The sequence below is a fragment of the Nocardioides sp. BGA-UO-ETr-FS32 genome (assembly GCF_059567905.1).
Map to the genome: position 1 here is coordinate 366,722 of NZ_JCAQOX010000015.1, position 18,753 is coordinate 385,474.

An 18,753-nucleotide genomic window follows, 5' to 3' on the forward strand; every position below is an offset into this window, starting at 1 on the left:
CTGCATGCAACGTCGCGAGCACCTCGACCGCCTGGTGGGCGAGCTCGCCGACGACCTCGACGCGAGGCTCGCTGAGGTCGACGAGGCGCTCGCAGCGAACTACCCCGGTGAGCGACCCGGGCGTCAACCCGTGCACACGCTGTACGTCCCGTCCGACCGCTTCCACGCCGGCCTCGTGGCCGAGCACGGGGCCGCCGCGCTGGCCGCCGTCGACGCCCACGAGGACCTGCTCCTCGCGGTGCTCGACGACGACCGGGACCTCCTCTCCCGGGTCCGCGACAAGCTGGCCCGCGAGCCCGTCGAGGACCTGCGCATCGACCTCGAGGACGGCTACGGCACGCGCGCCGACGACGAGGAGGACCGCGACGCCGAGCGCGCCGCGGCCGAGCTGCGCTCCGCGCTCGACGCCGGTACGGCGACCTCCTTCACCGGCATCCGGGTCAAGGGCTTCGAGGCGCCGACCCGACGCCGCGGCGTACGCACCCTGACCCTCTTCCTCGCCCGTCTCGTCGCGGACGGCCCGCTGCCCGACGGGTTCGTCGTGACGCTGCCCAAGGTGACGGCGGTGGAGCAGGTCGAGGCGCTGGTGCACGCGGCCGGCCGGCTCGAGGCGTCGCTCGGGCTCGACGCGGGCGCACTGCGCTTCGAGATCCAGGTCGAGACCCCGCAGTCCATCCTCGGCCCCGACGGCACCGCGCTCGTGGCACGCATGGTGCACGCCGCCGAAGGCCGCTGCACCGGCCTGCACTACGGCACCTACGACTACTCCGCGTCCTGCGGCATCGCGGCCGCCCACCAGAGCCTCGAGCACCCGGTCGCCGACCACGCCAAGGCGGTGATGCAGGCCGCGGCCGCGGGCACGGGCGTACGTCTCTCCGACGGCTCCACCAACGTGCTGCCGATCGGCGAGCCCGACCAGGTCGCGGCCGCCTGGCAGAACCACCTGCGGCTGGTCCGCCGGTCGCTGGAGCGCGGCTACTACCAAGGGTGGGACCTGCACCCGGCACAGCTGCCGACCCGGTTCGCGGCCACCTTCGCGTTCTACCGCGACGGCTTCCCGGCGGCGGCGGCGCGGCTGCGCGCCTACCTCGGGCAGCAGGACTCCGCGATCCTCGACGAGCCCGCGACCGCCCGCGCGCTGGCCGACTTCGTGCTGCGCGGCCTCGACTGCGGGGCCGTCTCGCCGGACGAGGTCAGGGACGCCGGGCTGCTCGACGTCCACGTGCTCGCCGGGCTGGCGCACCGCACCGGCGACACCGACACCGACGAGGGAGAGGGCTGAGATGGGGATCAGGCTGGGACCGAACCGCTACGGCAAGGCGGAGTCACGCGTCGTACGCATCGTGCGCGACACCCCGCGCCACGAGATCCGCGACCTCAACGTCTCGACGTCGCTCTACGGTGACTTCGCCGCGGCCCACACCGACGGCGACCAGTCGCAGGTCCTGCCCACCGACACGCAGAAGAACACGGCGTTCGCGTTCGCCAAGAAGTACGGCGTGGAGTCGCCCGAGGACTACGCGCTGGTCCTCGGCCGACGGCTCTTCGAGGTGACCCCCGCCGCCCACGGGGCGATGGTGAAGGTGTCGGAGTACGCCTGGGACCGGATCCGCGTCGACGGCTCAGGTCACGACCACGCCTTCGTGCGGCGAGGCGGCGAGGTCAGGACGACGTCGGTCCACGTGAGCCCCGGTCGCACGTCGGTCGACTCCGGCCTGCGTGAGCTCGTGGTGCTGAAGTCCACCGGCTCGGAGTTCAAGGACTTCCTGCACGACGACTACACGACGCTCGCCGACGCCGACGACCGCATCCTCGCGACCGAGCTGCAGGCTGACTGGCGATACTCCCGCTTCGACGACATCGACTGGAACGCTTCGTACGCCTCGGTGCGCGCGCTGCTGCTGTCCACGTTCGCGACGACCTACAGCCGTGCCCTGCAGGAGACCCTCTACCTGATGGGCAAGGCGGTGCTCGAGGCTCATGACGAGATCGACCTGATCTCCTTCAGGGCGCCCAACAAGCACCACTTCCTGGTCGACCTCGAGCCCTTCGGCCTCGACAACCCGGGCGAGGTGTTCTTCGCCGCCGACCGGCCGTACGGCCTCATCGAGGCGACCGTGGTCCGCGAGGGGGAGACATGACCGTGACCCGACCCGGGCTCGCCGCCTTCAACGAGGCCGACGAGCAGCAGGCCCGCGAGCAGCTGCTCACCTGCCTCGACGCACCCGGCTGGGCCGACCGGGTGCTCGCCGGGCGACCGTACGCCGACCTCGGCGAGCTCGCGGCGGCCATGGGGGCGGCGTCGGCGACCCTCGACGACGACGACCTGGAGCAGGCCCTCGCGCGGCACCCGCGCATCGGCGAGCGCGCCGACGCGGCGAAGCACGACGCCGCCCACTCGACTCGCGAGCAGTCGGGCGTGGACGCGTCCGACGCCGAGCTCGCCCGCCGGCTCGCGGAGGGCAACCGGGCCTACGAGGAGCGCTTCGGCCGGGTCTTCATCGTCCGCGCGGCCGGACGCACCGGGCCCGAGATCCTCGAGCACCTGCGGCTGCGCCTCGACAACACAGACGAGGTCGAGCGCGCCGCGACCATCGACCAGCTGACCCAGATCGCGGTCCTGCGCATGAGGGAGGCACTGTCCTGATGGCTGCCACGACGGCTTCGTTGAGCACCCACGTCCTCGACACCGCAGGCGGCCGGCCGGCCGCCGGTGTGGCCGTCACCCTGGAGGCCCCGGACGGCACCGTCCTCGCCGAGGCGGTCACCGACGCCGACGGCCGGGTCGGCGCGCTGGCCGACGGCCTGTCCGCGGGCGACCTGCGGCTGCGCTTCGACACCGGGCGCTGGTACGCCGCCCGCGGCGAGGTCACGTTCTACCCCGAGGTGGTCGTCGCCTTCACCGTTTCCGACGGCGAGCACCACCACGTCCCGCTCCTGCTGAGCCCCTTCGGGTACTCGACCTACCGGGGGAGCTGAGTGGCGCCCGAGCCGGAGACCGTCGTCCGCGCCCGCCGCGCGGTCGTCGGTGGCGTGGAGCGCGCGGCCGACGTCGGCATCCGCGACGGGCGCATCGTCGCGGTCACGGCGTACGACGAGCTCGAGGCGGCCGAGGTCGTGGAGCTGGCCGACGACGAGGTGCTGCTCCCGGGCCTGGTCGACACCCACGTCCACGTCAACGAGCCGGGCCGCACCGAGTGGGAGGGGTTCGCCAGCGCGACGCGCGCCGCCGCGGCCGGGGGCGTGACCACGATCGTCGACATGCCGCTCAACAGCATCCCGCCCACGACGACGGTCGCGGCGCTGGAGGAGAAGCGCGGCGTCGCCGAGGGCCAGGCCTGGGTGGACGTCGGATTCTGGGGTGGCGCGGTCCCCGGCAACCTCGACGACCTCGCCGGGCTGCACGAGGCCGGCGTCTTCGGCTTCAAGTGCTTCCTGCTGGACTCCGGCGTCGAGGAGTTCCCACACCTCCCGTCGGCCGACTTCGCGGACGCGATGACCGAGGTCGCGCGCCTCGGCGCCCTGATGATCGTGCACGCCGAGGACGCCGACGAGGTGGCCGAGTGCGCCCACGGCACGGCCTACCGCGGGTTCCTCGAGAGCCGCCCCGACGCGGCGGAGGAGCGGGCGATCGCGCTCGTCGTCGACACCGCCCGCGCCACCGGCGCCCGCGCCCACGTGGTCCACCTCAGTGCCTCGGGTGCCGTGCCCACGCTGCGCGCGGCCCGCGCCGAGGGAGTCGACGTGTCGGTCGAGACCTGCCCGCACTACCTGCACTTCGAGGCCGGCTCGATCCCCGACGGCGCCACCGAGCTCAAGTGCTGCCCGCCGATCCGCGACGCCGCCAACCGCGACGCGCTGTGGGCCGCGCTCGGCAGCGGCGACATCGACATGGTCGTCAGCGACCACTCGCCGTGCACCGCCGAGCTCAAGCGCTCCGAGACCGGCGACTTCGCCGACGCGTGGGGCGGCATCGCCTCCCTGCAGCTCGGCCTGCCGGTCGTGTGGACGAGTGCCCGCGAGCGGGGCGTACCGCTGGCCGACGTGGTGCGCTGGATGGTGACGGCCCCGGCCCGCCGCGTCGGACTGGCCGGCAAGGGCGAGATCGCCGTCGGCGCCGACGCGGACCTCTGCGTCTTCGCGCCCGACGAGCCGTGGGTCGTCGACCCGGCCCGGCTGCACCACAAGAACCCCGTCTCGGCGTACGCCGGGCGTACGCTCACCGGCACCGTGCGGGCCACCTGGCTGCGCGGGCGCCCGCTCGACCTGTCGGCCGGGCCACGGGGTCGGCTGCTGAGGAGACGTGCATGAGCTACTGGGTCCCGCGGGGCGGGCTGCCGGCGCAGACCGACCTGACCACCGGCCAGTCCGGCCGGGCGGTCTTCACCGAGGCGTACGCCGTGATCCCGCGCGGCACCCTCAGTGACATCACCGCCAGCCGGCTGCCGCACTGGGACGACACCCGGCTGTGGGTGATCGCGCGGCCGCTGTCCGGCTTCGCTGAGACGTTCAGCCAGTACGTCGTCGAGGTGGCGGCAGGCGGCGGGTCGGACCGGCCCGACGACGACCCCGACGCCGAGTCCGTGCTCTTCGTCGTCGACGGGGCCGCCGAGCTGCGGATCGGGAGCGCGGACGGGGGAGAGGGGCACGCGCTGCGCCCCGGGTCGTACGCCTTCCTCCCGCCCGGCACGACCTGGACCCTGCGCAACACCTCGGGCGAGACCGCGACGTTCCACTGGATCCGCAAGGCCTACGAGCGCGTCGACGGCGTCGAGGTCCCCGAGCCCTTCGTGGTGCACGAGGACGACGTGGCGATCGAGCCGATGCCCGACACCGGCGGCGCGTGGGGCACCCAGCGCTTCGTCGACCCGCTCGACGTGCGGCACGACATGCACGTCAACATCGTGACCTTCGAGCCCGGCGGCGCGATCCCGTTCCCGGAGACGCACGTCATGGAGCACGGCCTCTACGTCCTGGAGGGCAAGGCGGTCTACCTGCTCAACCAGGACTGGGTGGAGGTGCAGGAGGGGGACTTCATGTGGCTGCGCGCCTTCTGTCCGCAGGCCTGCTACGCCGGCGGGCCCGGCCGGTTCCGCTACCTGCTCTACAAGGACGTCAACCGACACCCGCGGCTGCGGCCGTACGGCGGCTGACGCCGCGCTGGGTGGTGACTGTCCTCACTGCCGACGTGGCCCGCGTCACGTAGGATGTAACCTGGCAGGTCGTCGTTCGGCATGGACAACCGGCGGCCCGTGACTCCCAACCATGCGAGCGCCGGGCACCCCTGCCCGGGCCGAGGGGAGGACCGTGGCCGAGCCACAGATCACCGTCAACGGGCAGCCGCGCCCGCTGGCCGGCGTGCCCGCCCACACCAACGCGCTCGACTTCGTGCGCGGCCTCGGGCTGACCGGGGCCAAGGAGGGGTGCGCCGAGGGGGAGTGCGGCGCGTGCGCCGTGCTGGTCGCCCGCCCCGACGGGGACGGGAGCCGCTGGGCGCCGGTCAACGCCTGCCTCGTCCCTGCCCTCGCGCTCGACGGCCAGGAGGTGGTCACCGCCGAGGGTCTCGGCGGCCCCGACGACCTCCACCCCGTGCAGGCCGGGCTGGCCGAGGCCGGCGGCTCCCAGTGCGGCTACTGCACGCCGGGCTTCGTGTGCTCGATGGCCGCCGAGTACTACCGCCCCGACCGCGCACCGGGCCCCGACGGGTTCGACGTCCACGCGATCGGCGGCAACCTCTGTCGCTGCACCGGCTACCGCCCCATCCGCGACGCGGCCTGCGCACTGGCCTCCCCGGCGTCGGGCGACCCGCTGGCCGAGCGGCAGGACCGTCCCGCCCCGGGGCCGGCCCTGACACGGGTGGACGGCTTCGCGCGCCCGGCCGGCCTCGCCGAGGCCCTCGCCCTGCTCGCCGAGCACCCCGACGCGACGGTCGTCGCTGGCTCCACCGACTGGGGCGTGGAGGCCAACCTCCGCGGCCGGCGCGCGGCGTACGTCGTCGCGGTCGACCGGCTCCCCGAGCTGCGCGGCCTCACGACGAGCGCGGACGGGATCGAGATCGGTGCCGCCCTCACCCTCAGCGAGGTCGACGCCTCGCTCGGCGACGACGTGCCGCTGCTCGCACAGGTGTGGCCGCAGTTCGCCTCGCGGCTGATCCGCAACGGGGCCACCATCGGCGGCAACCTCGCCACGGCGTCCCCGATCGGCGACCTCGCACCGGCGCTGCTGGCGCTGGACGCGCGGCTGGTGCTCGCCTCCGCCGACGGCGACCGCGAGGTGGCGCTGGCTGACTTCTTCACCGGCTACCGCGAGACCGTCCTGCGTCCCGCGGAGCTGGTCCGCGCGGTCCGGGTCCCGACCCCGCTCGCCGCGCACGCGACCTTCCGCAAGATCGCCAAGCGGCGCTTCGACGACATCTCGAGCGTCGCCGTCGCGGTGGCGCTCGACGTGGTCGACGGCACCGTCGCCCGCGCCCGCATCGGCCTGGGTGGCGTCGCGGCGACCCCGGTGCGCGCGCTGGCCACCGAGGCCGCCCTCGAGGGCCGGCCCTGGGACCTCGGCACGGTCGACGCGGCGTCCGCCGTCCTCGCAGGGGAGGGGACGCCCATCGACGACCAGCGCGCCAGCGCGGCCTACCGCTCGGCCATGCTGGGCAACGCCCTCAAGGCCTGGTGGGACGAGGAGTGGGCAGGGGAGGGGTCGGAGTGAGCGACCTGTCCCGCCGCCCCGCCGACGCCGTGGTCGGTCGCGCGCTGGCCCACGAGAGCGCGGCCGCGCACGTCACCGGGCACGCGCTCTACACCGACGACCTGGTGCACCGTACGCCCCACGTCCTCCACGCGCACCCGGTCTGCTCGCCGCACCCGCATGCCCGGGTCACCCGCCTGGACACCTCGCCAGCGCTGGGGGTCGACGGCGTCGTACGGGTGCTGACCGCCGACGACGTGCCCGGCACCAACGACGCGGGCGTGAAGCACGACGAGCCACTGTTCCCCGAGATCGTGATGTTCGTCGGGCACGCGGTCTGCTGGGTGCTGGGCGAGACCCTCGAGGCAGCGCGCCTCGGTGCCGGGGCGGTCGAGGTCGACTACGAGCCGCTGCCCGCGATCGTGTCGCTGACGGAGGCGATCGAGGCCGAGAGCTTCCAGGGCGGCCGCCCCGTCGTCGCCCGGGGCGACGTCGAGCAGGGCCTCGCAGGCGCGGCCCACGTCTTCAGCGGCGTGACCGAGATGGCCGGCCAGGAGCACTTCTACCTCGAGACCCACGCCTCGCTCGCGCTCGTGGACGAGGCCGGCCAGGTGTTCGTGCAGAGCAGCACGCAGCACCCGACCGAGACGCAGGAGATCGTGGCGCACGTGCTGGGCCTCGACAGCCACCATGTCACCGTGCAGTGCCTGCGGATGGGCGGCGGCTTCGGGGGCAAGGAGATGCAGCCGCACGGCTTCGCGGCGGTCGCCGCACTCGGCGCGGTCCTCACCGGCAGGCCGGTCCGGCTCCGGCTGAGCCGCACCCACGACATGACGATGACCGGCAAGCGGCACGGCTTCCACGCCCAGTGGCGGGTCGGCTTCGACGTCGACGGACGGCTGACCGCGCTCGAGGCGACGCTGACCTCCGACGGCGGCTGGAGCCTCGACCTCAGCGAGCCCGTGCTCGCGCGGGCCCTGTGCCACGTCGACAACGCCTACTGGATCCCCCACGTGCGCCTCCACGGCCGGGTCGCGCACACCCACAAGACCTCGCAGACCGCGTTCCGCGGCTTCGGGGGGCCGCAGGGGATGCTCGTGATCGAGGACGTGCTCGGCCGCTGCGCACCGCTGCTCGGGATCGACCCGATCGAGCTGCGCCGCCGCAACTTCTACGTCGAGGGCCAGGCCACGCCGTACGGCCAGGTGGTCCGTCATCCCGAGCGCGTCGGCGCCGCGTGGGAGCAGGTGCTGACGACGGGCGAGGTCGCGCGGCGCCGCAGCGAGATCGCCGCCTTCAACGCCGCGCACGAGCACACCAAGCGCGCGCTGGCGGTGACCCCGGTGAAGTTCGGCATCTCGTTCAACTTCACGGCGTTCAACCAGGCGGGGGCGCTGGTGCACGTCTACAAGGACGGCTCGGTGCTGATCAACCACGGCGGCACCGAGATGGGCCAAGGCCTGCACACCAAGATGCTCCAGGTCGCGGCCACCACCCTCGGCGTACCACTCGGCAGGGTCCGCGTCGCGCCCACCCGCACCGACAAGGTGCCCAACACGTCCGCGACCGCGGCGAGCTCGAGCGCCGACCTCAACGGCGGCGCCGTCAAGAACGCCTGCGAGCAGATCCTCGCGCGCCTGCGGGCGGTCGACGCGGGGCGCGACCTGCCGTGGGAGGACCTCGTCCGTGAGGCCTACTTCAGCCGGGTGCAGCTGTGGGCGGCGGGCTTCTACCGGACCGAGGGCATCCACTGGGACTCCACGGTCATGCGGGGCCACCCGTTCAAGTACTTCGCCTACGGCGTCGCGGCGGCGGAGGTCGAGGTGGACGGCTTCACCGGCTCCTACCGCACCCGGCGGGTCGACATCGTGCACGACGTCGGCGACAGCCTCTCCCCGCTCGTCGACCTCGGGCAGGTGGAGGGCGGGTTCGTGCAGGGGGTGGGCTGGCTGACGCTGGAGGACCTGCGGTGGGACGAGTCGTCGGGTCCCGGCCGCGGCCGGCTGACCACGCAGTCCGCTAGCACCTACAAGCTCCCCAGCATCGGCGAGCTGCCCGACGAGCTCAACGTCGCGCTGCTCGAGCAGGCCCACGAGGACGGCGTGGTCTACGGCTCCAAGGCCGTGGGCGAGCCGCCGGTGATGCTGGCGTTCGCGGTCCGCGAGGCGCTCCGCGAGGCGGCCGCGGCGTTCGGGCCGGAGGGCACCAGCGTCGAGCTTGCCTCCCCGGCCACGCCTGAGGCGGTCTTCTGGGCGGTCGAGCGCGCCCGGCGCGGTGCCGATGACCACGTCGTCGAGGGCCTGCCCGGGGCCGTCCCCGACCGGCCCGACCCTGCGGCGCCGGCCCTCCACCCGAGGTCCGAGCAGGCCGTCCGCGGGTCGGGGGAGCGCTGACATGCACTGGCTGGCTGCAGTCGAACGACTCCGCGAGGCGCGGGAGGCGGGCGTGCTCGTCACCGTCGCCGCCGTGCGCGGGCACGCCCCGCGCGACGCCGGCGCCAAGATGGTCGTCGCGGCCGGGCGCTCGTGGGGGAGCGTCGGCGGCGGCAACCTGGAGGAGACCGCGCTCGCCCGGGCCCGCACGATGCTGGAGACGTACGCCGTCGCCCCCGAGCAGCTCGTGCTCAACCTGAGCGACAAGGCGCGCACCGACCACGGGCGGCAGTGCTGCGGCGGCGAGGTGACGCTGCTGCTCGAGCCGCTGCCGGTCGTCCCGGCGGTCGCGGTGTTCGGGGTGGGCCACGTGGGGCTCGAGCTGGCCCGCATCCTCTCCGCCCACGACGTCGACCTGCACCTCGTCGACTCGCGCGCCGAGCAGCTCACCGACGAGCGGCTCGCCGTGCTCGAGGCCGGCGTGGCGCGCGTCCGCGTGCACCACGCACCGGTCCCCGAGCTCGCGCTCGGATCCGTCCCGCCGGGCGCCCACGTGCTGGTGATGACCCACGACCACGCCGAGGACTTCGCCCTGTGCGACGCCGCGCTGCGCTGCACCCACCTCGCCACGATCGGGCTCATCGGGTCGGACGCCAAGTGGGCACGCTTCCGCTCCGGTCTGGCGGTCGAGGGGCACGACGCGGCACACGTCGACCGGATCCGCTGCCCGATCGGGCTGCCCGGCCTCCGCGGGCCCAGCGCCAAGGAGCCGGCCGCGATCGCGGTGTCGGTCGCCGCGGAGCTGCTGCAGGCCTTCGCCGCCGACCGCGCCCGGACCGACGCATGAGGCCCGCCGAGGTCGTCTACCGTGCCCGCGCCTACGACACCCCCGACGACCCGTTCGACCCCGCGACCGCCGCGCCCGGCTTCCGCTACGACGACGACCTGGGTCTCGCCGTCTCGGCCGACGGCGTCATCGTGGCGCGGGGGCCGTACGCCTCGGTCGCGGCCGCACACGCGGGCGCGCCGGTGCTCGACCTCCGCTCTGGCCTCCTGCTGCCGGGACTCGTGGACACGCACGTGCACTTCCCGCAGGTGCGCGTCATCGGCGCGCTCGGGATGCCGCTGCTCGAGTGGCTGGAACGCTGCGCGCTGCCGGAGGAGGTGCACCTCGGCTCGCCCGACTACGCCGCCACCATCGCCGAGGAGTTCGTGGCGAGCCTCATCTCGGCGGGGACGACCACCTCGCTGGTCTTCGGCTCGCACTTCGCCCCGGCGGTCGACCTGCTGCTCGCGGAGGCCGAGCGCTACGGGCTGCGGGTGACGAGCGGGCTGGTCGTCAGCGACCGCATCCTGCCCGAGCCGTTGCTCACCACCCCGGACCGGGCGTACGACGACGCGCTGGGGCTGGCGAGCCGCTGGCACGGCCGCGGCCGGATCCGCTACGCCGTGACGCCGCGCTTCGCGCTGTCCGCCTCCGACCCGGTGCTCGCCGCCTGCGCCGCCGTGCTGGAGGAGGTCGGCGGATCGCTGTTCACCACCCACGTCAACGAGAACTCCGCCGAGGTCGCCACGGTCGCCGGACAGTTCCCCCACCGCGACCACTACGTCGACACCTACGACCACCACGGGCTGCTGGGACCGCTGTCGGTGCTGGCCCACGACGTGCACCCCACCGACGCCGAGCTGGACGTGATGGCCGCGCGCCGCACCTCCGTCGCGTGGTGCCCGACGAGCAACTCCGCCCTCGGCTCCGGCATCTTCCCCCTGCGGCGCCACCTCGCGGCCGGCGTACGGGTCGCGCTCGGCAGCGACGTCGGCGCGGGCACCGGGTTCTCGGTGTTCAAGGAGGGCCTGCAGGCCTACTTCCTCCAGCACCTGCAGGGTGCGGACGGGGTGCGGCTCGGCGCGGGGCACCTGCTGCACCTGAGCACCGCGGCAGGAGCGGCCGCGCTGGGGCTGGCCGACACCGTCGGCGACCTGTCCGAGGGCAAGCAGTTCGACGCCGTGCTGCTCCGGCCGCCGCCGGGCACGGCGCTCGACCTCGGGCTGCGGCACGCCGACTCCCCGGAGTCGGCGCTCGGCAAGGTCTTCGCCCTGGCGGGCGACGCCGACGTCGCCGAGGTGTGGGTGGGCGGCGACCAGGTCGCCTCCGGCGGGTTCGTCCGGCCCGTCACTCCCCGCGCGCCAGCAGCACGTCGTACGCCTGCAGGGTGAGGAAGTCGGGGTAGTCGTCCGCGAGCGCGCACGCGACGAACAGCCGCCGCGCCTCCGGGTCGACCGCGTGGCCGAGCGCGCCCTCCAGTGCCGCGTGCTCCTCGTCGACGAGCCGCTCGACCAGCGCGCGGTCGATCACCTCGCCGGTGTCGAGCGTGGCGCCGTTGTGGACCCACTGCCACACCTGCGAGCGGGAGATCTCGGCGGTCGCGGCGTCCTCCATGAGGTTGTCGATGCCGGCCGCACCGTTGCCCGAGAGCCACGCGTGGAGGTAGTGCATGCCGATCCGGACGTTGCCGCGCAGCCCCTGCTCCGTACGCTCACCGGGCGTGCGGTCCACGGCCAGCAGCTCGGCCGCGGTGACGGCGACGTCCTCGCGGCGTACGTCGAGCTGGTTGTCTCGGCGGCCGAGGACCTCGTCGAACACCTCGGCGCACAGCGGGACGAGGTCCGGGTGGGCCACCCACGAGCCGTCGAAGCCGGCAGTCGCCTCGCGCGTCTTGTCCTCGCGCACCTTGGCGAAGGCGCGCTCGTTGACCTCGCGGTCGCGCCGGCTGGGGATGAAGGCCGCCATGCCGCCGATGGCGAAGGCGCCGCGGCGGTGGCAGGTCTGCACGAGCAGGTCGCTGTAGGCGCGCATCATCGGGGCCGCCATCGTGACCGCGTTGCGGTCGGGGAGGGTGAAGGCCGCCCCGGCGTCGCGGAAGTTCTTGATGATGCTGAACAGGTAGTCCCAGCGACCGGCGTTGAGCCCGGCCGCGTGGTCGCGCAGCTCGTGGAGGATCTCGTCCATCTCGAAGGCCGCGGTGATCGTCTCGATCAGCACGGTCGCCCGGATCGAGCCGTGGGGGAGACCCAGGGTGGCCTCGGCGTGGGTGAACACCTCGTCCCACAGCCGCGCCTCGAGGTGCGACTCCATCTTGGGCAGGTAGTAGAAGGGCCCGCGCCCCTGCTCGTGCAGCTCGCGGCCGTTGTGGAAGACGTGGAGCCCGAAGTCGGCGAGCGCCGCGACCACCGGGCGCCCGTCCCGGGTCAGGTGCGCCTCGTCGAAGTGCCAGCCGCGCGGGCGGGGCAGGACCACCGGGGCGGTGGCCGGGTCGGTCACGGCGTACTCCCGGCCGTCGGGGGAGGTGAACGCCAGGCACCCGCGGGTGGCGTCGCGCAGGGTGAGCTGGCCACCGACGACGTTGCGCCAGTGGGGCGTGTTGGCGTCCTCGAGGTCCGCCAGCCACACCCGGGCGCCGGAGTTGAGGGCGTTGATCGCCATCTTGGGGTCGGTCGGCCCGGTGATCTCCACCCGCCGGTCGCGCAGCGCCTCCGGCACCGGCGCCACGGTCCAGCCGCCCGCGCGGACCGCGGCCGTCTCCTGGAGGAAGTCGAGGGTGCCCGTCCGGGCGATCTCCTCCCGACGGGCCCGGCGCGCGGTCAGCAGCTCGTCGCGGCGTACGTGGAAGCGCTCGTCGAGGTCAGCGACGAAGGCGAGCGCCTCGGTCGTGAGGACCTCGTCGGACCGGGGGACGGGCGGGGCGGAGACGACGAGCTCGGTCATCCGCCCACGCTAGCCGTCACGAGGGGGTGGAGGTGGGACGGTGGACCAGACCGGTGACGCCCGCGCGACCCGTTTTGGTAACGAACCGGCAACGGGGAGTCCGGCGGTCTGGACGTGACGACCGTCACTGCATATGTTGTCCGGAACAACATATGCACGTCGGCTGAGGACACTAGCCGACGCGCACGAAATCGCTAGGAGGCGGTTCGCGTGAAGCGGAAGCACAACTTGGTCCTCGTCACCCTCGTGGGTGCAGCCCTGACCCTGACGGCATGCGGCAGCGACGACAGCGGCAGCACCGGCAGTGGCAGCGACGACAGCGGCAGCGCTGCCGAGGTCGGCAAGGTCGGCGTCATCCTCCCCGACACCGAGTCCTCGGTGCGCTGGGAGAGCGCGGACCGTCCGGCCCTCGAGGCCGCCTTCGAGGAAGCCGGGGTCGAGTACGACATCCAGAACGCCGAGGGTGACGCCGAGCGGATGACCCAGATCGCGGACACCATGATCGGTGCCGGCGTGACGGTCCTCGCGATCGTCAACCTCGACTCCGAGTCGGGCGCCGCCATCCAGGAGAAGGCCGCCTCGCAGGGCGTCGCCACCATCGACTACGACCGCCTCACCCTCGGCGGCTCGGCTGAGTACTACGTCTCCTTCGACAACACCGTCGTCGGCGAGCTGCAGGGCCAGGGCCTCGCGGACTGCCTCGGCGACAAGGAAGCCAACATCGTCTACCTCAACGGCTCGCCCACCGACAACAACGCGACGCTGTTCGCCGAGGGCGCCCACAGCGTGCTCGACGAGATGGACAACTACACCGTCGTCGGTGAGCAGGCCGTCCCCGACTGGGACAACGAGGAGGCCGCCACGATCTTCCAGCAGCTCTACACGGCTGCGGACGGCAAGGTCGACGGCGTGCTCGCGGCCAACGACGGTCTCGGCGGCGCCGCGATCAGCATCCTCGAGGGCAACGGCCAGGCCGGCAAGGTCCCGGTCACCGGTCAGGACGCCACGGTCGAGGGCCTGCAGAACGTCCTCGCCGGCACCCAGTGCATGACGGTCTACAAGTCCGCCACGCAGGAGGCGCAGGCCCTGGCCGACGTCGCCATCGCACTCGCCAACGGCGAGGAGGCAGAGGTCACCGGCACCACGGTCGACTCCTCGGACGACAGCGAGGTCCCCTCGATCCTGCTGGAGCCGCAGGCGATCACCAAGGACAACGTCGGTGACGTGATCGAGGACGGTGGCCAGAAGGCCGAGGACGTGTGCACCGGCGAGTTCGCCGACCTGTGCGCCGAGGCCGGCATCTCCTGATCACCTGACGTGGGACGGCGTTCGGGCGCACGACGCCCGGGCGCCGTCCCACCCCCAGCTCCGTCCGCCGACAGGTCATTTCTGTCGACGCGGACAACAAATTCTTTGCGATCGGAGTAGTTCCATGGCTGAACCGCTGCTCGAGCTCCGCGGCGTCAACAAGAGCTTCGGTGTGGTGCACGTCCTGCACGACGTCGACTTCGCCGTCTATCCCGGCCAGGTCACCGCGCTCGTCGGCGACAACGGCGCCGGCAAGTCCACCCTGGTCAAGATCATCGCCGGCATCTACGGCCGCGACAGCGGTGACTACCTGTTCGAGGGCAAGAAGGTCGAGGTGCACGGCCCGCGTGACGTGGCCGCCCTCGGCGTGGAGGTCGTCTACCAGGACCTCGCGCTGTGCGACAACCTCGACATCGTCCAGAACATGTTCCTCGGCCGCGAGGAGACCAAGGGCCTCGGCCTCGACGAGGTGACGATGGAGTCCCGCGCCCGCGAGACCCTCGCGTCCCTGTCGGTCCGCACGGTCAAGTCCGTGCGCCAGAGCGTGGCCAGCCTGTCGGGCGGCCAGCGCCAGACCGTGGCGATCGCCAAGGCCGTGCTGTGGAACTCCAAGATCGTCCTGCTCGACGAGCCGACGGCAGCGCTGGGCGTGGCCCAGACGCGCCAGGTGCTCGACCTCGTGCGTCGCCTCGCCGACCGCGGGCTCGGCGTGGTGCTGATCTCGCACAACATGGGCGACGTCTTCGAGGTCGCGGACCGGATCACCGCGCTCTACCTCGGCCGGGTGGCGGCCGACGTCCCTGCCAAGGACGTCACCCACAGCCAGGTCGTCGAGCTGATCACAGCCGGACGCTCCGGCGACCTCGGCATCGCCGAGAACCCCGCGACCGCGACCGTCTGAGAAGGACCGGAGACCACATCATGACTGCTGACACCGACACCGCGTCCGCTCCGACGCCCGCCGCCAGCGGGTTCGACAACGACAACCGCCAGGCCGCCACGATCGGCGACTCGGCGCGCGACTACGTGAACCGCCTGCGCGGCGGCGACATGGGCTCGCTCCCGGCCATCCTCGGCCTGATCTTCCTCTTCGTCGTCTTCTCCTCGCTCAACGACCGCTTCCTCACGACCTACAACATGGCCAACCTGGTCATCCAGGCCGGCTCGATCATCGTCCTGGCGATGGGCATCGTCTTCGTGCTGCTGCTCGGCGAGATCGACCTCTCGGCCGGCGTCGCCGGCGGTGCCTCGGCGACGATCATCGCGCTGGCGCTCATCGACTACGACTGGACGTGGTGGATGGCCACGCTCGCCGGTGTGGCCGTGGGTGCGTTGATCGGCCTGGTCATCGGCGCGCTCGTGTCCCTGCTGGGGATCCCCTCGTTCGTCGTGACGCTCGCCTTCTTCCTCGCCCTCCAGGCGGTGCCGCTGCGGCTCATCGGCTCGGGCGGATCGCTCCGCTTCAACGACGAGGTGCTGCGCGGGCTGTCGATCAAGAACGTCCCGGTCACCGCCGGCTGGATCGCGGCGATCCTCATCGTGCTGGGCTTCGCCGCGCTGTCGCTGTGGCGCTACCGCTCGCTGTCGGACAAGGGCCTGGTCCACGAGCCGCTCGGCCTCGTCGTCATCAAGATCGTCGTGCTGGGCGCCATCGTGCTCGGGCTGACCGCGCTGCTGAGCGCCAATCGCGCGCCCAACCCCAACTTCAACATCAGCGGCATCCCGTGGGTGGCGCCGGTCGTCATCGCGCTGCTCCTCTTCTGGACGTTCGTGCTCACCAAGACCCGCTTCGGCCGGCACCTCTACGCCGTCGGCGGCAACGCCGAGGCCGCGCGACGCGCGGGCATCAACGTCCTGCGCGTCAAGATCGTGGCGTTCGTCATCTGCTCCTCGATGGCAGCGATCAGCGGCCTGCTGGCCGCGTCCTACACGGGCAAGGTGTCCCCGGGCTCCGGTGGCGGCAACGAGCTGCTCTACGCCGTGGGTGCCGCGGTCATCGGCGGCACCAGCCTCTTCGGTGGCCGCGGCCGGGCGATGGACGCCGTGGTCGGCGGACTGGTGATCGCGACCATCCCCAACGGCCTCGGCCTGCTCAACCAGGCGAGCTACATCAACTTCCTCGTCACCGGTGGCGTCCTGCTGCTCGCGGCGAGCGTCGATGCCATCTCGCGTCGTCGTCGGTCCTCGGCGGGCGTCTAGGTCACGAGCATGACCCCGCCACGGCGCGCGGGCCTCGGCACCAACCAGGAGGCCGTCCGGCGCCACAATCTCGGAACCCTGCTCCGGCACGTCCACGGGGCCGGTCAGATCTCGCGCGCCGAGCTGACCAGCCTCATGGGGCTCAACCGCAGCACCATCGCCGGCCTGGTCGGCGAGCTGGAGTCGCTCGGGATCTCCGAGAACACCACGCCGATGGGCGGCGCCCGGCAGGGAGCCGGGCGCCCGTCCGCGGGCGTGCGCATCGCGGCCGGGGGCCCGTACGTGATCGCGGTGGACCTCGGGGTCGACCGGGCCGTGGTGGCCCGGGTCGGCCTCGGGGGCCGGGTGCTCGCCCGTGCCCAGGCGCCCGTGCACAGCCACGGCGAGGCCTGGCAGGTCGGTGCGTCGGTCGCCGCCCTCATCCGCCGGGTCGTCGAGGACGCCCCTCCCGCGGCGCCGCTGGTCGGCATCGGGATCAGCGTCCCCGGACTCGTGCGCCGAAGGGACGGGCTGGTCCGGCTGGCGCCCAACCTGGAGTGGCACGACGTGTCCTTCGGCGGGATCGTCCTCGCCGCGCTGGGCCTCGACGTGCCGGTGTCGCTGGCCAACGACGCCGACCTCGGTGCGCTGGCCGAGCACGTCCGCGGCGCAGGCGTCGGGGTCGACGACCTGATCTACGTCTCCGGCAACGTCGGCGTCGGTGCCGGCGTCATCGCGGGAGGCGTACGCCTCGAGGGGGCCGGCGGCTACGCCGGCGAGGTCGGGCACCTGCGGTTCAACCCGCAGGGTCGTCCGTGCCACTGCGGCAACCTCGGCTGCTGGGAGACCGAGGTGGGCGCGCACGCCATCGCCGAGGCGATCGACTGCCCGCCCGACAAGGTCGCCCAGCTCGACGAGGTGCTCGAGGGGTTCACGGAGCCGCCGCGCGAGCTGCGCGCCACCGGCACCGCGCTGGGCCACGGGCTGGCGAGCATCGTCAACACGTTCAACCCGCGCCTCATCGTCCTCGGCGGCTACTTCCGCTCGCTCTACCCGCTGGTGGGGGCGGAGGTCGACTCCGGTCTCGCCGACCGGGCGCTGCCGGCCCCGCTCGAGTCGGTGACGCTGGTCCTGCCGGCGCTGGGCTCCGACTCCGCGCTGCTCGGTGCGGCGGAGATCGCCCTCGAGCCGCTCTTCGTGGACCCGGTGGCGGCGCTCGGCGCGGCCCTGGTCGACGTACGGTCCCGGCTCGCCGGCTGAGCGCCCCGGAGCCGGGACGTTCGCCGCTCAGTCGGTGAGGTCGAGCTCGCCGGCGAAGACCGGCCCGAGGGACTGCTCGGCCGCGCCGAGGGCGGCGGCCCGGATGCCGAGGCTGCTCGGGCGCAGCTCCGGGCGGACCTGGGCGGGGGAGGCGAGCCGCTCGTCGAGGGTGCGCCGAGCGGGCTCGAGGACGAGGTCGCCGAGCGCGGCGAAGTAGCCGCCGAGCACCACCACCTCGGGGTCGAGGATGCTGCTGAGCATGGCGATCCCGAGGCCGAGGTCGTGACCCACCCGCTCCAGCCCGGCTCGCACGGCCGGGTCGTCGACGGCCCGGGCGGCCACTGACTCGGCGCTGCGCAGCGGGGTGTCGAGCTCGGGCATGCCGACCGCGGCCAGCATCGCGTGCAGCCCGACCGACGCCTCCCAGCAGCCGCGGCGGCCGCAGCCGCACACCGCGGATGAGTCGCCCACGGGCATGTGGCCGACCTCGCCGGCGAATCCCGCCCCGCCGCGGACGAGCTCGCCGTTCTGGAGGATGCCGGCGCCGATGCCGACCGTCCCGGTCAGGTAGAGCGCGTGCCGCACGCCGCGGGCCGCACCGTGGTGCGACTCGGCGTACGCCGCGCAGTTGGCGTCGTTGCTCACCTGCACCGCACCGGGGACGAGGCTGCGGACGGCCTCGGCGAGGTCGCGGCCCTCGACGTCGAGGTTCGGTGCCCAGGCGACCGTACGGTCGTCGCCGCGCACCAGCGCCGGGACGGCCAGGGTCGTGCCGACCACCTCGCGGCCGTCGACGCGCTGGGCGACCACGTCGCGCAGGAGGTCCGTCAGGGCGTCGGGACCGGTCGCCGGTCGGCTGTCGCCGAACAGCACCGTGCCGGCGAGGTCGAGCACGACGGCGGAGACGTAGTCGACGTTGAGCTCGAGGCCGAGGCCGACGTAGCGGTCGCCGCGCAGCGCGACGGGTCGCCCGGGACGGCCTCGGGCGCCCGGTCGCGAGTCCTCCTCGACCACCGCCCCTGCGGCCTCCAGGCCCGCCACGATGACGCCGACCGTGGCCTTGGCCAGCCCCGTGAGCTGCGCGAGCTCGGCGCGCGAGGACGCGCCGTGCTCGCGCAGTGCCCGCAGGACGGCGGCGGTGTTCTGTCGGCGCAGCCCCTCGGTCCCGGCGTTCCGAGGTTGCAC

General features: G+C 73.3%; 16 protein-coding genes. 14 read left to right on the top strand and 2 right to left on the bottom strand.

From position 1 onward, the window contains the following. The first annotated feature begins 4 nt into the window (after positions 1-4). From AC57BS_RS15275 to AC57BS_RS15320, 10 genes are all read left to right on the top strand, one after another. A complete protein-coding gene (locus tag AC57BS_RS15275; RefSeq protein ID WP_496412284.1) occupies positions 5-1,282 on the top strand; it encodes a DUF6986 family protein in 1,278 nt (425 codons plus the stop codon). Position 1,283: 1 nt separating this feature from the next. Beyond that, positions 1,284-2,141 (top strand): factor-independent urate hydroxylase, encoded by an 858-nt coding sequence (pucL, locus tag AC57BS_RS15280; protein ID WP_496412285.1) that lies wholly within the window; start codon positions 1,284-1,286, stop codon positions 2,139-2,141. Then, positions 2,138-2,647 (top strand): 2-oxo-4-hydroxy-4-carboxy-5-ureidoimidazoline decarboxylase, encoded by a 510-nt coding sequence (gene uraD / locus AC57BS_RS15285; protein WP_496412286.1) that lies wholly within the window; start codon positions 2,138-2,140, stop codon positions 2,645-2,647. Before pucL ends, uraD begins: the two co-directional genes overlap by 4 nt. Then, a complete protein-coding gene (gene uraH / locus AC57BS_RS15290; RefSeq protein ID WP_496412287.1) occupies positions 2,647-2,979 on the top strand; it encodes a hydroxyisourate hydrolase in 333 nt (110 codons plus the stop codon). Before uraD ends, uraH begins: the two co-directional genes overlap by 1 nt. Then, positions 2,980-4,311: an allantoinase AllB gene (allB, locus tag AC57BS_RS15295; protein WP_496412288.1), complete on the top strand. Its 1,332-nt coding sequence runs from the start codon at positions 2,980-2,982 to the stop codon at positions 4,309-4,311. It begins immediately after the preceding gene. After that, positions 4,308-5,153, top strand: coding sequence for a bifunctional allantoicase/(S)-ureidoglycine aminohydrolase (locus AC57BS_RS15300; protein ID WP_496412289.1), 846 nt, complete (start codon positions 4,308-4,310; stop codon positions 5,151-5,153). The genes allB and AC57BS_RS15300 overlap by 4 nt, the downstream gene beginning before the upstream one ends. Positions 5,154-5,307: 154 nt before the next feature. Then, positions 5,308-6,705: a xanthine dehydrogenase small subunit gene (locus AC57BS_RS15305; protein ID WP_496412290.1), complete on the top strand. Its 1,398-nt coding sequence runs from the start codon at positions 5,308-5,310 to the stop codon at positions 6,703-6,705. Continuing rightward, entirely contained in the window at positions 6,702-9,077 is a 2,376-nt protein-coding gene (locus AC57BS_RS15310) for a xanthine dehydrogenase molybdopterin binding subunit (RefSeq protein ID WP_496412291.1), read from the top strand. The genes AC57BS_RS15305 and AC57BS_RS15310 overlap by 4 nt, the downstream gene beginning before the upstream one ends. Before the next feature lies 1 nt (position 9,078). Next, positions 9,079-9,903, top strand: a complete 825-nt coding sequence (xdhC, locus tag AC57BS_RS15315) for a xanthine dehydrogenase accessory protein XdhC (protein WP_496412292.1) — start codon at positions 9,079-9,081, stop codon at positions 9,901-9,903. Then, positions 9,900-11,273, top strand: a complete 1,374-nt coding sequence (locus tag AC57BS_RS15320) for a guanine deaminase (RefSeq protein ID WP_496412293.1) — start codon at positions 9,900-9,902, stop codon at positions 11,271-11,273. The genes xdhC and AC57BS_RS15320 overlap by 4 nt, the downstream gene beginning before the upstream one ends. On the opposite strand, the gene aceB is transcribed toward AC57BS_RS15320, so the two are convergent. Beyond that, positions 11,230-12,822 (bottom strand): malate synthase A, encoded by a 1,593-nt coding sequence (gene aceB / locus AC57BS_RS15325; protein WP_496412294.1) that lies wholly within the window; start codon positions 12,820-12,822, stop codon positions 11,230-11,232. The two genes, AC57BS_RS15320 and aceB, sit on opposite strands and share 44 nt — an antisense overlap. Before the next feature lie 210 nt (positions 12,823-13,032). On the opposite strand from aceB, the gene AC57BS_RS15330 reads away from it, so the two are divergent. The 4 genes from AC57BS_RS15330 (at position 13,033) to AC57BS_RS15345 (ending at position 17,568) form a co-directional block, all read left to right on the top strand. Then, on the top strand, positions 13,033-14,130 hold the full coding sequence (locus AC57BS_RS15330) for a sugar ABC transporter substrate-binding protein (protein ID WP_496412295.1): 1,098 nt from the start codon (positions 13,033-13,035) through the stop codon (positions 14,128-14,130). Between the two features lie 124 nt (positions 14,131-14,254). Next, positions 14,255-15,031 carry an ATP-binding cassette domain-containing protein gene (locus tag AC57BS_RS15335; RefSeq protein WP_129455568.1) on the top strand — a complete coding sequence of 259 codons (777 nt, stop codon included), beginning with the start codon at positions 14,255-14,257 and terminating at the stop codon, positions 15,029-15,031. Positions 15,032-15,051: 20 nt separating this feature from the next. Further along, positions 15,052-16,329, top strand: coding sequence for a sugar ABC transporter permease (locus AC57BS_RS15340; RefSeq protein WP_496412296.1), 1,278 nt, complete (start codon positions 15,052-15,054; stop codon positions 16,327-16,329). A 9-nt stretch (positions 16,330-16,338) separates the two neighbouring features. Beyond that, the gene (locus tag AC57BS_RS15345; RefSeq protein WP_496412297.1) at positions 16,339-17,568 is read left to right on the top strand and encodes an ROK family protein; all 1,230 of its coding nucleotides are present in this window, start codon (positions 16,339-16,341) and stop codon (positions 17,566-17,568) included. Between the two features lie 27 nt (positions 17,569-17,595). Here the strand turns inward: AC57BS_RS15345 and AC57BS_RS15350 are convergent, their stop codons facing one another. Continuing rightward, positions 17,596-18,753, bottom strand: a complete 1,158-nt coding sequence (locus AC57BS_RS15350) for an ROK family transcriptional regulator (RefSeq protein ID WP_496412298.1) — start codon at positions 18,751-18,753, stop codon at positions 17,596-17,598.

Excerpts from the sequence above, each read along its gene's own strand:
- AC57BS_RS15275 (WP_496412284.1), top strand. The coding sequence starts at position 5 with ATGCAACGTCGCGAGCACCTCGACCGCCTGGTGGGCGAGCTCGCCGAC.
- pucL (WP_496412285.1), top strand. The coding sequence starts at position 1,284 with ATGGGGATCAGGCTGGGACCGAACCGCTACGGCAAGGCGGAGTCACGC.
- uraD (WP_496412286.1), top strand. The coding sequence starts at position 2,138 with ATGACCGTGACCCGACCCGGGCTCGCCGCCTTCAACGAGGCCGACGAG.
- uraH (WP_496412287.1), top strand. The coding sequence starts at position 2,647 with ATGGCTGCCACGACGGCTTCGTTGAGCACCCACGTCCTCGACACCGCA.
- AC57BS_RS15300 (WP_496412289.1), top strand. The coding sequence starts at position 4,308 with ATGAGCTACTGGGTCCCGCGGGGCGGGCTGCCGGCGCAGACCGACCTG.
- xdhC (WP_496412292.1), top strand. The coding sequence starts at position 9,079 with ATGCACTGGCTGGCTGCAGTCGAACGACTCCGCGAGGCGCGGGAGGCG.
- AC57BS_RS15320 (WP_496412293.1), top strand. The coding sequence starts at position 9,900 with ATGAGGCCCGCCGAGGTCGTCTACCGTGCCCGCGCCTACGACACCCCC.
- aceB (WP_496412294.1), bottom strand. The coding sequence starts at position 12,822 with ATGACCGAGCTCGTCGTCTCCGCCCCGCCCGTCCCCCGGTCCGACGAG.
- AC57BS_RS15335 (WP_129455568.1), top strand. The coding sequence starts at position 14,255 with ATGGCTGAACCGCTGCTCGAGCTCCGCGGCGTCAACAAGAGCTTCGGT.
- AC57BS_RS15340 (WP_496412296.1), top strand. The coding sequence starts at position 15,052 with ATGACTGCTGACACCGACACCGCGTCCGCTCCGACGCCCGCCGCCAGC.
- AC57BS_RS15345 (WP_496412297.1), top strand. The coding sequence starts at position 16,339 with ATGACCCCGCCACGGCGCGCGGGCCTCGGCACCAACCAGGAGGCCGTC.